Origin of the sequence: Bacillus taeanensis (assembly GCF_003318295.1) — a bacterium.
GTDB classification, from domain to species: Bacteria; Bacillota; Bacilli; order Bacillales; family UBA6769; genus Maribacillus; species Maribacillus taeanensis.
Genome location: NZ_QOCW01000002.1, coordinates 261,769 through 273,795, shown reverse-complemented (window position 1 = coordinate 273,795; position 12,027 = coordinate 261,769). Strand labels below are relative to the sequence as shown.

At 36.1% G+C, this 12,027-nt stretch carries 12 protein-coding genes, 11 tRNA genes and 1 other RNA gene; 2 read left to right on the top strand and 22 right to left on the bottom strand.

From position 1 onward, the window contains the following. Positions 1-102: 102 nt before the first annotated feature. Positions 103-876, bottom strand: a complete 774-nt coding sequence (locus DS031_RS03830) for an IclR family transcriptional regulator (RefSeq protein WP_113804601.1) — start codon at positions 874-876, stop codon at positions 103-105. 41 nt (positions 877-917) lie between these two features. Continuing rightward, on the bottom strand, positions 918-1,901 hold the full coding sequence (locus tag DS031_RS03825; RefSeq protein WP_113804600.1) for a 2-hydroxyacid dehydrogenase: 984 nt from the start codon (positions 1,899-1,901) through the stop codon (positions 918-920). A 170-nt stretch (positions 1,902-2,071) separates the two neighbouring features. Here DS031_RS03825 and DS031_RS03820 point away from each other — a divergent pair, with 170 nt between their 5' ends. Then, complete coding sequence (locus DS031_RS03820; RefSeq protein ID WP_113804599.1) at positions 2,072-2,710, top strand: LysE family translocator; 639 nt, start codon at positions 2,072-2,074, stop codon at positions 2,708-2,710. 54 nt (positions 2,711-2,764) lie between these two features. Here DS031_RS03820 and DS031_RS03815 read toward each other — a convergent pair whose 3' ends face one another. From DS031_RS03815 to DS031_RS03745, 15 genes are all read right to left on the bottom strand, one after another. Beyond that, positions 2,765-3,613 (bottom strand): tyrosine-type recombinase/integrase, encoded by an 849-nt coding sequence (locus DS031_RS03815; protein WP_181832997.1) that lies wholly within the window; start codon positions 3,611-3,613, stop codon positions 2,765-2,767. A gap of 156 nt (positions 3,614-3,769) precedes the next feature. After that, positions 3,770-3,860, bottom strand: a tRNA-Ser gene (locus tag DS031_RS03810). Positions 3,861-3,898: 38 nt separating this feature from the next. Then, positions 3,899-3,972, bottom strand: a tRNA-Ile gene (locus tag DS031_RS03805). A gap of 23 nt (positions 3,973-3,995) precedes the next feature. Continuing rightward, positions 3,996-4,069 (bottom strand) — tRNA-Gly (locus DS031_RS03800). A gap of 4 nt (positions 4,070-4,073) precedes the next feature. Further along, a tRNA-Gln gene (locus tag DS031_RS03795) sits at positions 4,074-4,148 on the bottom strand. 30 nt (positions 4,149-4,178) lie between these two features. Beyond that, positions 4,179-4,254 (bottom strand) — tRNA-His (locus DS031_RS03790). 13 nt (positions 4,255-4,267) lie between these two features. Beyond that, positions 4,268-4,360 (bottom strand) — tRNA-Ser (locus DS031_RS03785). Between the two features lie 36 nt (positions 4,361-4,396). Further along, a tRNA-Pro gene (locus DS031_RS03780) sits at positions 4,397-4,473 on the bottom strand. A gap of 36 nt (positions 4,474-4,509) precedes the next feature. Next, positions 4,510-4,586: transfer RNA gene (locus tag DS031_RS03775), tRNA-Arg, on the bottom strand. Between the two features lie 46 nt (positions 4,587-4,632). Then, positions 4,633-4,721: transfer RNA gene (locus tag DS031_RS03770), tRNA-Leu, on the bottom strand. 14 nt (positions 4,722-4,735) lie between these two features. Further along, positions 4,736-4,820 (bottom strand) — tRNA-Leu (locus tag DS031_RS03765). Between the two features lie 85 nt (positions 4,821-4,905). Further along, positions 4,906-4,981, bottom strand: a tRNA-Thr gene (locus tag DS031_RS03760). A gap of 127 nt (positions 4,982-5,108) precedes the next feature. Further along, positions 5,109-5,377, bottom strand: an RNA gene (gene ffs / locus DS031_RS03755) — signal recognition particle sRNA large type. A 206-nt stretch (positions 5,378-5,583) separates the two neighbouring features. Continuing rightward, positions 5,584-6,552 (bottom strand): hypothetical protein, encoded by a 969-nt coding sequence (locus tag DS031_RS03750; RefSeq protein ID WP_113804597.1) that lies wholly within the window; start codon positions 6,550-6,552, stop codon positions 5,584-5,586. A 116-nt stretch (positions 6,553-6,668) separates the two neighbouring features. Next, complete coding sequence (locus DS031_RS03745; RefSeq protein WP_113804596.1) at positions 6,669-6,884, bottom strand: hypothetical protein; 216 nt, start codon at positions 6,882-6,884, stop codon at positions 6,669-6,671. A 244-nt stretch (positions 6,885-7,128) separates the two neighbouring features. Here DS031_RS03745 and DS031_RS03740 point away from each other — a divergent pair, with 244 nt between their 5' ends. Continuing rightward, positions 7,129-7,716 carry a hypothetical protein gene (locus DS031_RS03740; protein ID WP_113804595.1) on the top strand — a complete coding sequence of 196 codons (588 nt, stop codon included), beginning with the start codon at positions 7,129-7,131 and terminating at the stop codon, positions 7,714-7,716. A gap of 238 nt (positions 7,717-7,954) precedes the next feature. On the opposite strand, the gene DS031_RS03735 is transcribed toward DS031_RS03740, so the two are convergent. The 5 genes from DS031_RS03735 to DS031_RS03720 all read right to left on the bottom strand — a co-directional run bounded on the left by DS031_RS03735 (position 7,955) and on the right by DS031_RS03720 (position 12,027). Then, positions 7,955-8,170: a hypothetical protein gene (locus DS031_RS03735; protein WP_113804594.1), complete on the bottom strand. Its 216-nt coding sequence runs from the start codon at positions 8,168-8,170 to the stop codon at positions 7,955-7,957. Between the two features lie 223 nt (positions 8,171-8,393). Then, on the bottom strand, positions 8,394-9,326 hold the full coding sequence (locus DS031_RS03730; protein ID WP_113804593.1) for a manganese-dependent inorganic pyrophosphatase: 933 nt from the start codon (positions 9,324-9,326) through the stop codon (positions 8,394-8,396). A 304-nt stretch (positions 9,327-9,630) separates the two neighbouring features. Next, on the bottom strand, positions 9,631-10,443 hold the full coding sequence (locus DS031_RS03725) for a hypothetical protein (protein WP_113804592.1): 813 nt from the start codon (positions 10,441-10,443) through the stop codon (positions 9,631-9,633). A gap of 135 nt (positions 10,444-10,578) precedes the next feature. Next, positions 10,579-10,731, bottom strand: coding sequence for a hypothetical protein (locus DS031_RS23345; protein WP_181832996.1), 153 nt, complete (start codon positions 10,729-10,731; stop codon positions 10,579-10,581). A 90-nt stretch (positions 10,732-10,821) separates the two neighbouring features. Further along, positions 10,822-12,027 carry a CaiB/BaiF CoA transferase family protein gene (locus DS031_RS03720; protein WP_113804591.1) on the bottom strand — a complete coding sequence of 402 codons (1,206 nt, stop codon included), beginning with the start codon at positions 12,025-12,027 and terminating at the stop codon, positions 10,822-10,824.

The window sequence follows — 12,027 nt, the reverse complement described above, 5'->3', positions numbered from 1 at the left end:
GCGTTGTCAATAATTTTTAATCATTTTTCTGAACATTTATGAAGGGAGCTTTCTAAAAAGCGCAAGGTCGCCCTTATTAAGACAAGCTTCCCTCTTCAACACTTATGCACCAAGAGCACGAGAAATTTCAGCTGCTGTCTTCACAATTTTATTTGTAAAATCTACAAGCCGTTCCTCAGTCATGCGCATAATTGGTGACGATACACTCACACCAGCGATTACTTCTCCGCGAGAGTTTACAATCGGAGCTGCTGCACACTTTATTCCAAGCTCATGTTCTTCATCATCAATTGCAAAGCCTTGTATGTGAATTTGATTGAGATGCTTTTTAAATTCCTGCGGAGATGTAATTGTTTTTTCCGTATAGGCAGGAAAAGTTTGATGCTTAATAAAGTTGTCAATTTCCTGCTGCGATTTAAAAGCTAACATCGCTTTTCCGACACCTGTACAATGAATTGGCGCTCGCTTACCTATTTTTGAATACATCCGAATCGTTGCCGAGCTTTCAATTTTGTCAATATAAACAATCTCATTTTCCTCCATAATTACAAGGTGCACTGTTTCACCTGTTTCTTCAGATAGTTTATGTAAAAATGGAGATGCCACTTTGCGGACATCCAATGATTGAGATACCGTTTCACCTAATTCAATAAGCTTTAATCCTAATAAGTACTTTTCATTTTGTTTATCCTGCTTTACAAACCCTTTCGTATATAAAGACATAAGCAGACGATGGGCTGTACTTTTTGATACATCTAATCGATGCGACAGTTCTGTCACTCCTAATCCGTTCGGGTATTCTTGTAAAATTATTAAAATTTCCAAGGCACGATCAACCGATTGAACAGTTGTAACCGTTTTTTTTGTATCCGTCATCATAATCGCCTTTCTTTATTAAAGAGTATAATTAGGTCTTATTATACTACAAGATGCTTTAATTCTTTAACAACATTTAACGGCTGCTGTCCAGTTACCCCTGCGACTAAGTTTTCTGCCGCAAGCATCGCCATATCAAACCGTGTTTGATCAGTTGCTGAACCAATATGGGGAACCGCAACAACATTATCCAATTTTAACAGCGGATTATCTGGATCTATAGGTTCTTTTTCAAAAACATCAAGTCCCGCACCACGTATTTTCTCTTCCTGTAGAGCCATAATTAATGCTTTTTCATCGACTGTTTGACCGCGTGAACAGTTAATAAATATTGCATTTGGCTTCATCATATTAAATTCTTCTTCCCCAATAAACTGAATTGTTTCTTTTGTTAAAGGAATCATAAGAACGATATAATCAGCATTTGTTAAAAGCGGTTGAAGATCTGCATACTGGATATTTAGTTTCTCTTCCACTTCCTTGTTTCGGCTGCGATTATAGTACATTACCTGCATATTAAACCCTAAGACTGCTCTTCTGGCAATTTTTTCACCAATTCTCCCCATCCCTATAATCCCAAGTGTCTTCCCATGTACATCCACACCAAAATTATTATCATCTTCTGTTCGCCAAATACCGTTTCTTAGCTGGCGGTCAAGTTCAGGTATCCGTCTTGCCGCTCCAAGCATTAAACCAAATACTAAGTCTGCGACAGTTTCATCAAGAACATGAGGTGTATGGGTACCGATTACATTTCGATCTTTCATTGCCTCAAGATCGAATTGATCATATCCAACCGCAATGTTGCTGACAATTTTTAAATAAGGTGCAGCATCAAGAAAAGTTTTATCAATTTTTGCCCGTGACCCAGAAGTTAAAATACCTTGCACATCTTGAATTTCTTTTAATAACACATCGTGTGGAGTTGGTTCTTTGCTATCCCAAATTTTACAGTTGCAATATTCTGTAAGGTATGCTTCTACTTCTGTTGGAATTGGACGTGTAACAAAAATCTTTGGTTTCATACTATTCTCACCTCTTATTTTTTCTAAATACTCTAACTTTTTCAATTATACCGTTTAAACATTAATTTAGCTGTAAATTTGCTTATTTTTTTATTCACAAGGAATCATTGCTGTGATAAATTGAATTTAAATCTTTTTCATTTTAGTAAAATAAGAATGGTGGTTAAAAAATGATTAACTTTCATTTGTTTGTATTCATGTGTATCCTTCTTATCCTTTTACCTGGACCTGATACGGCAGTTGCTACAAAAAATACGTTAACTTCCGGAAGAATCGGTGGATTTAAAACGATGACAGGTACATGTTCCGCCCTTTTTATTCATACCTTAGCTGCGGTAGTAGGCCTGTCAGCAATTATTGTAAAATCAGCTTTATTATTTTCCATTTTTAAATATGTAGGTGCCGTTTACTTGATGTATCTAGGCTTTAAAGCGTTATGGACAATTAAACAAAATAAAAAAACTCCTGCTGTCCATAGTGACTCAGTCAGCACTTCTAATAATAAGTCGTGCTTTAAACAAGGGTTTTTCACTAATCTTTTAAACCCAAAAGTAGCAGTCTTTTTCTTAACTTTTTTACCTCAGTTCGTTGAATCAGGAGAAGATGCATTTCTACCTTTTCTTACTATGGGAATGACTTATACACTTTTAACTGCCCTTTGGTTTTTACTTTATATTACGTTAATTAACCAAATTAGCGCATTTATGAAAAGGCCATTAACCCAAAAAGTAATTGAAGGAATCACAGCCTTTGTGTTAATAGGATTTGGTTTGAAGCTCGCTCTCGAAAAAGTACATCATACGAATTAAACATGTTTAATAATAAAGGACTAAACCACTTTTCTCGGCTTAGTCCTTTATTCGTTAGGCAAATGTTCGTTCAATTGCATCTTCTATTTCATCAGATAGCAGATGAATATATCGTCTTGTTACATTAATATCGGAATGACCCGCTAATTTAGCTACAACAGCAAGGCTTACTCCTTTATTGATAAGCTCTTGGCAAAAAGTGTGCCGGAGTTTATGAGGATTGACATTGTATTTTTTTAACATATATTGAACAGCTCTTGGTGAAATGCGGTTAGAAACATTCGATAAAAATAATGCTTCACTTTCTGTTTCTAATTCGTTTAAGTAGTGTTCTAAATAATATTGGGTCTCTTGAGATAATGGAATTTTGCGGTCGATTTTGCCATCTTCATTCCTAACTGTTAAGGTTCCTTTTCCATCCATCATGAAAATATCTGAACGATTTAAGAAACATAGTTCACTAATTCGAATACCGGTATGAAGAAGGGTATAAACAATTGTGATATTACGCAAATTATGATCTTGTTTTACACGCTGAAGCAGCTTGTTTTGTTCATTATGGTTTAATGAAACTGGCGGTGTTTCAATTGTTTTCTTTTTTGCTTTTCTCTGAATATTTTGGACAAGGTCCAGCTTGTTTTGAAAATGAGCATACATGCGGATTGCTGTAAATATTTTTTCTACTGTTGAAGTACTTCGGTTCAACGCTTGTAAATAATTGATATAACCTTGAATATCATCAGTTGATAATTCATAGATGTTTCTTTTTTTTTCAATTAACCAGCTTTCAAAAGCATGAAGAACGCCAACATATGTTTTTACTGTATTTTTTGATTTTCCCTCTTCCAAAAGCCAAGTGCTGTAGGAATCAATACTGTCACTTATTTCCCCTTTATTCCCCATTTTCATTTATACTCCCTTTTACAATTATTATTTTTTACTATACCAATTTTTTTCGCAGAAATCAAACTCTATGAATTAAATTTCACGATAATTATAAAAAAGGTTTGACTTTGCAAAAAGAAGTCAAACCCTTCAATAGTAATGAAAATATATGTATGGCGGAGAAGGAGGGATTTGAACCCTCGCGCCGCTTACACGACCTACACCCTTAGCAGGGGCGCCCCTTCAGCCACTTGGGTACTTCTCCATCTATGTTCATATCTTAAGAAAAATTTATTGAAATGATGGGCCTGAGTGGACTCGAACCACCGACCTCACGCTTATCAGGCGTGCGCTCTAACCAGCTGAGCTACAGGCCCATTTCAAACTTTTATTTTAAAATTGGAGCGGGTGATGAGAATCGAACTCACAACATCAGCTTGGAAGGCTGAGGTTTTACCATTAAACTACACCCGCAAAATGGCTGGGGTAGCTGGATTCGAACCAACGCATGACGGAACCAAAAACCGTTGCCTTACCGCTTGGCTATACCCCAATAATGCTTGCTGTTTATAAAATGATAAAATGGGGCGACTGATGGGAATCGAACCCACGAATGTCGGAACCACAATCCGATGCGTTAACCACTTCGCCACAATCGCCATTATGATAATATGGCGGAGGAAGAGGGATTCGAACCCCCGCGAGCCGTGAAGCCCCTGTCGGTTTTCAAGACCGATCCCTTCAGCCAGACTTGGGTATTCCTCCAAATAAAATAAACAATTTTATCCTAATTTAACAGCATGGTCGGGAAGACAGGATTTGAACCTGCGACCCCTTGGTCCCAAACCAAGTGCTCTGCCAAGCTGAGCTACTTCCCGTTTTTTAAATAGCGGGCTTCTTCCGCTTTTTCAATATGGCGCGCCCGAGAGGAGTCGAACCCCTAACCTTTTGATCCGTAGTCAAACGCTCTATCCAATTGAGCTACGGGCGCAGTATTATAATTATAATCAATTATATTTATCATATAAACCTAATAATGGTACCGGAGGCCGGACTCGAACCGGCACGGAAGCAACCCTCCGCAGGATTTTAAGTCCTGTGCGTCTACCAATTCCGCCACTCCGGCAGGACTTATATTTATGGTGCGGGTGAAGGGACTCGAACCCCCACGTCGTAAGACACTAGATCCTAAGTCTAGCGCGTCTGCCAATTCCGCCACACCCGCAAAGATGTATAATACCGCCCTCTACAAGGACTACAATTTCAAGATAACAAGGAAGTTAACTCCAAATAGTTATCACAAGTTTAAATGGTGCCGGCCAGAGGACTTGAACCCCCAACCTACTGATTACAAGTCAGTTGCTCTACCAATTGAGCTAGGCCGGCATAAAAAGTAACTCTACATGTTTTCATCGTCACCATACCTCAGCAACAATATCAATATTACTATAATGTTTCGTAGAAGTCAATATCCGCGAAATATTTTTTAAAAAAATATTTCTTAATAAATATCCGGCGCACCTTACTTCGATTAAAATTATTTTAAGTGCTGTTTCAGAAATCAGCTCAATCTCGGCTTCCCTGCAGCACATGAAAACATTTCACTTACTGCTGCTTTCTTCCGAACCTGACAGGATTCATGAAGTTTCATTGTACAGGACCGAAATCTTCATAACTGCCTCTTAAACGCTAACCTTAAAACATCTTAACCTCAGAAAGGAATTCATCCTCGCTGCAGCGGATTGCGAGTACAGGGCACCGCTAGCTCCCCAACTAGCACCAGATGATGTGTCATACGTGATGACAAAACTAATCTTACCACCTTATTTCGCGGAAGTCAACATCTGCGTTAATATTTTTTTGTTTTTTCTTTGCTCACTCAAATTTCTTTATTGAAGAAGTTACGAATTATAAGATTTAACTATAAAAAACTGACTTACAAGCTGTAAGCCAGTTCACCTTTATTTCACCCTATGAACGTTATTTTTCTACCGTTTATCTTTTAGCTTTGGGAGAATATCGCTTGCTCGATACAGTACACAATAGCTAAATCGATTTTTTAAACGTCTAGCCGTTTTACTGTCAACCGACGCCATTTCAATAATTTCATCCCAAAAAGGCAAGCGCTCTTTCAGCTTGCTGAATGTTTGATGAAGGGAACTATCACTTCTTGCTTGAGTTAAATATTTGTCAAACAGCTCTTTTCTAATCTCTTCTCCTGTTATAAACTGATTGGATTTTAAAAGCGTATAAAAAATATAAAAAGAAGGAATATCAAGAGTAGCCTTATGTCCGTGGAATTTCACTTCATATCCACGTTCACTTATTGAGAGAAGTACCCGATCGATTTCTTCCATTTCCATAATAGAAGAATAAATATCTTCTGAAATAATTTCTTTTTGCTGAGGTGTTATTTTACAATAAAACATTCGGTCAATCATTTTTTCACTTGCGACAACAATCTCGTTTCCATAACGATTTACCAACTCTTCGTCACATTGAACAGAAGCATTGATTTTAATCGTTTCAATTTCTTTTCGTGCTTCTTTAGCAACTAGTACACCACAATTTACGATGAACATTTGAGCAAGCATTTCCTGCGTATCATTGAGCCTTTCTGTTTCAGAACCGATTAGAGATTTTTTAAAGGAATTCAGCGCTTCAAGATATTGGCGGTTTTTATAATGAAAATGAGCAATTCGGTAATTTGCAAGTGGATGAGTTTCATTTAATGCTAATGCTTTTTGTAAATAATTCTCTACAAACATCGGAGTCGGATTTTCCATATGAAAATAATCGCCATAATAAATATAAAGATGAACAAGTGCATCTCTTTTTTTCAACATCTTCTCTTTTTCACCGTATCTTCTTGCTTCATTGTACTCTTTCAGCAAATCTTTTTCTTCAGCACTCGGTATAATAACACTTTCTTCCTTTACAAAATAGTGCGGTTCCACCGATATCTTCTCCTTTTTAACCGTTTCATGTTATTATATTCCCGGTTTCTAATAAAAATCCTGCTCTTTTTAATGGCTTTCATTAAAAGAAAAAACTCTAAAGCTAGAGTGTTTTCTTACTCAGCTTTAGAGTTTTGTGGATACATATCCATAATATCAGCAATGTATTCTTTCTTATTTACTTTGAAAACTTTTTGAAGCTTCTCTTCGCACTCTTCTTCTGTAAAAAAGTTCTTTTCAATTAAGAGCTCTATTAATGTATCGATTTTTGCTCTATTTTGAATTGCTTCATGAGCAAGCTTGATAATATGATCGTTTTCTTTCGCTGCCAATGCTATCATCTCCTTTTATCTACTAAATTAAATTCGGCATAAAAAGACAATTCCCTTTTGACTGAACAAAAAAGAAATACATTCTTTTCATAATAACAGTATGCAATATTAAATCTTATAAAAATAGGCAATTACTCTGGGGTATATGCCGGTTTCCTAATAATGCTAATTCTCATCTAATGTAATAAATAGGTATTTACATTGGTTCAAGTACCTAACGTAATAAAGGAAAGGGGATATTTTTATGTCAACTAACACCGAACAAAAGAAACGTTATTTCGAGGTTAATTTGAGCACTGGGGAGTTAATTGAAGTAGGGAAAACCATTAATTCATCAAAGGATGCTGAAGATAATTCTAACTCTGTTGAAACAAACGATGCTGTCGTTAAATTTTCCTCCACAACTTTAATTCCTGAAGGTTTTACTATAAATAAGGATGGATCTGTTCACTTAGGAATTGACACAAATCATTTAGTTTGCTGTACAGATATGTTAAGAGTTCCTGTCCCATTACACGAAACACATACTGGAAGAAAATTAGAGGGCTGCGTAGCAGAAGCAACTAGAATACGATTAATCGGCTGTTTAAATGCATTGTTTAACGTAAGCGTCACAAGTAAAAATACTGTTTCAGGGGAAAATTTAACTTTCTCTTGTTACGATAAAGTTTATGTAAATGAAATTATTGGGTTTTCTAGTAAAAAAGAGCCGCTTGAAAACTGCTTTGAAATAAAAAATATTCTATTTTCAATGGAAACGCAAAAAGATGACTCTGAGCGAGAAAATGTAATCTTTAACGGTACTGTTGAATTCAAATATACGGAAGTTTAGATTATTCAGACGTTTAGTTATGGATAATAACACACATGTTTATTTCCCCTGTCCCTTCCTCATTATCCTTAATAAAGGAGTGTTGAAAAGGCTAACGAGAAAGCAGATATGACGTTACTTTTATACACTTTCCATGCAAAGAGAAGTTATGTTATAAAAAAACTAATCAAAAGGCGGCTTGATCTTTCGCCAGTTTTTCTGGAATCTTCTATACAGATGCATTTACATGGGCCCCCTGCTAAACAAGATATAATGTGACAATAATGTTATTTCGAACAATATATTTAATTCCTTTGTATATATAAGCAACACCATTTTCTAAAATTTCCATTCTCCGACATTTATTAAGTTCTTTTCTTACAAATTTTTCTGCTTCTGCTCTTGTCATCCATGTTACTCTTTCCATTAAACGCTTATAGGCATGCTTTGATAATTTAATAAAACGGATATTCAATTAACTCACCTCCATTTTCCTCCTTCTCTATCATATTAAACCAACACTCCTTACTACCATTATATAACAAACAAGCATCATTTTATTAAGAAAACGTTCACATTATTGCGACAATGAATTAAAGAAGTCGACAAGATAAACGCTTGTCTCCCGCAAAATATGAGAAAATAAAAAAACCGTTGGCAAACGGATTGTTTGCCAACGGTTCGTTCTATAACTATTTTTATTTCGCGCTAAGCGCTTCTGTTAAGTTTGGAACAATTTGTTTTTTACGTGATACAACACCTTTTAAAACAGCTGTGTTGTTATCTAATGTTACATTAAATGCTTTTTCTACTGCAGCAGTCTCATTACCAAGTGCTAATGCTGTAGAATCATTTGTTAAAATGTCTGTTACAACAAATACAAATAAATCTAATCCTTTTTCAGAAATAACCGCTGAAATGGCTTCTTCTAATTCAGCTTGACGCTTAAACACATCATCCGTATCAACAGTATTTACTTGAGCAACCTCTACTTTGCTGCTGCCCATTGTAAACTCTTTTGCATCAAGTGAAATTAATTGTTCGATTGTTTTATCGCTTAAATCAGCGCCAGCTTTTAACATTTCTAATCCGTAGCTTTCTGCATCTACACCAGCAATCTCTGCTAGTTCTTTCGCTGCTGCTACATCTTCATCTGTACAAGTTGGTGATTTGAATAATAAAGAATCAGAAATAATCGCTGATAGCATTAACCCAGCAATGTTCTTTTCAATTTCAACACCGTTTTCTTTATACATTTTGTTTAAAATTGTCGCCGTACATCCAACAGGCTCAGCACGATAGTACAATGGGTCGCTTGTTTCAAAGTTAGCAATGCGGTGGTGATCAATAACTTCTAATACGCGAACTTCATTAATGTCATCAGCACTTTGTTGGCGCTCATTGTGGTCAACTAAGATTACATTTTTTGCTTCATTGGCTACTGTTTGCACAAGGCGCGGTGCTTCTGCTTTAAAATAATCAAGCGCATATTGTGTTTCACCGCTCACTTCACCTAAACGTACAGGCTCAGCGTCAATGCCTAATTTGTTTTTTAAATCAGCATACGCAAGTGCAGAACAAATCGTATCTGTGTCAGGGTTTTTGTGTCCAAAAATAAGTACTTTTTCCATAGGTCTACTCCTTTAAATATGTTCTATGTGTAATTGCTTTTCATACTTGAGTTACCATAGCGGCGCACTAAAGTATGATTACCTACAGTTTATAGAGTAGCATAAAACACCTTTTTGAGAAACTATCAATTAAAAATAAGAGTGTCGATAAGACTTCATCTAAGGAGATGAAGTCTTATCGACACTCTTACACTTACTTTAAACCCTCGACTAAAGTAAACTTTCTTTAAATAAAAACAACTTTCAGAAAAGGTCTCAGCTTATCATTACATATACAAAATGAAAGTGCATTTACCAAAACGTGTTAATTAGCCTTTATAATTAATTTCTCAACCACAATATCAACTGTGTCTAATTCTATATTAAAAAGTTTTTTAATGTCTTGTGCTACTTTTTCCTGGGCTATCTTCGCAATATCAGTTATTGTTTTATCTGCTGTATAGTAAAGCGACAAGTTAACTTTTACTTTTGGCAGCTCAGTTAAATTAACATCTATTTGAGTACAATCTCTTACTTCGTCTATGGAAGTACATCCATGTGAAACAACCCGTTTAATTACATGTTCGGAAATATGAATAACCCCTTGTTGAAAATTCGGCCTAATAATTGTTGTCTCACCTATTATTTCCTTCTGTGGAGAAAAAATTTTCTTTCCATGCATAATCATTCTTTTTATAAAATTATGCTCCACTTGTATATAAGGAAGCGGAATAATATGTTTTCCTTCTGTCTTCCGTACATATAACGCCATATTTATTTCTTTCGAGGAGCGAATCTCTTCAACATGATAATACTTAGTAATCATACCAATATTTAATTTCTCAGCAATTTGATTTACCATTTTAATAGAGGTTCCGATAATCAAGATCGAATGAATGGCAAGTAGGTTAATAGCTTCTTGAACTTCCTTTAAATGGTCGTCATAAAAAAAGATCGCTCGCTTAATGGCTGTTATATAATTTTTTTCATATTTGGCCGAAAACCCTGCTGCTTTTCTTCCTTTATAAATTAACATACCGTCATCAATAATTGCAGGTATGTGTTTACTATGAGCAAAAGAAAGTGCACTGGTACTCTTTCCAGTACCGCTTGGACCAACAAGTGCAAATACTTGCATCATCAAATACTCCTTTTCTTTCAATCAATCAAATTAAAATCCTTGCCACTATCTCTACTCCGATATTTTGTTTAAATTTTCATATAAGCATCATTACCATTTCACTTTCTTGTGGGCAGTTCTAAAACGTTCATTTTAGTAATGTTTACATTCATGGATTAATGAATAAGCTAATCTCTTATCTGTTGTGTAACCATATAATTTCCAACCGCATACTAGCTTTTCGGTTACTTCATTAATATTTTCAAAAATAACCTCTTCCCACTGATTAAACATAATGTAGTACATAAAATCCCTCACTATTACACTCACCGCACAGACAATTGACGGCTGTGCAGCGAGAAGATTTTGCATATACACAAAGTCGATTGTCGACTGTTAAGTGTATTGAATTTGGTTTGATTGAGAGGTTACTCCTTCATTGACAAGCGCTTCTATTTCTTTTTCACTATAACCAAGCTGCTTCAAAACATCTGTACTATGTTCACCCTGTGCAGGCGGTACTGTTTTTAACTCTCCTGGTGTGCGCGATAGTTTAACTGGGACACCAAGCTGTTTTAACGCCCCAAGCGTTGGATGCGCCATTTCAATAACCATTTCTCGCTCCAATACATGAGCATCTGTTAAAACGTCGGAGAATTGATTAACCGGACCACATGGGATTTTTACACTTTCAAATAATTCAACCCATTCGTTCTTCGTTCTCTCTTTAAATACTTCTTCAAGAAGACCAATTAATTCTTCTCGATTTTGAACCCGATTTGGGTTTGTGCTGAACTTCTGACCTTTCAGTTCCTCCATGTTCATTGCGCCAACAAATGATTTCCAAAGGCTGTCATTTCCAACCGCAAGAATGAAATGACCATCGGATGCTTCAAATACTTGATATGGTGCAATGTTAGGGTGCGCACCACCTAATGGCTTAGGGTTTTTCCCTGTCGCAAAGTAGTTTCCTGCTAAATAAGTTTGCCATGAAACCATTGTATCAAGTAAGGACGCATCGACCCACTGCCCTTCACCAGAACGCTCTCTTTCCCAAAGAGCTGTTAAAACACCGATCGTTGCCCACATGCCCACTCCGATATCTGCAAGCGAATAGCCCGCTTTTACTGGTGCACCGTTTGGCTCTCCTGTTACAGACATTAAGCCGCCCATTCCTTGCGCTAAAACATCGTATCCCGGCTTTTGAGCATATGGACCAGTTTGTCCAAATCCGGAAATCGATGCTAAAATAATTCCAGGGTTATGAGCTTTTAACACGTCATAGTCAATACGAAGTTTTTTTAATGTGCCTGGTCGAAAGTTTTCCACAACAACATCGGCTTCTTTTACTAGTTTTAATAAAACTTCTTTTCCTTTTTTTTCTTTTAAATTTAGAACGATACTTTTCTTATTTCGATTAACACTTAAAAAGTATGCGCTTTCATCTTGAATAAAAGGAGGACCCCATTGTCTCGTATCGTCCCCTTGTGGACTTTCAACTTTAATCACTTCCGCTCCTAAGTCAGCTAATGTCATCGTACAAAATGGACCGCTTAATATTCTTGTTAAATCAACAACTTTAATTCCTTCAAGTGGTAACAT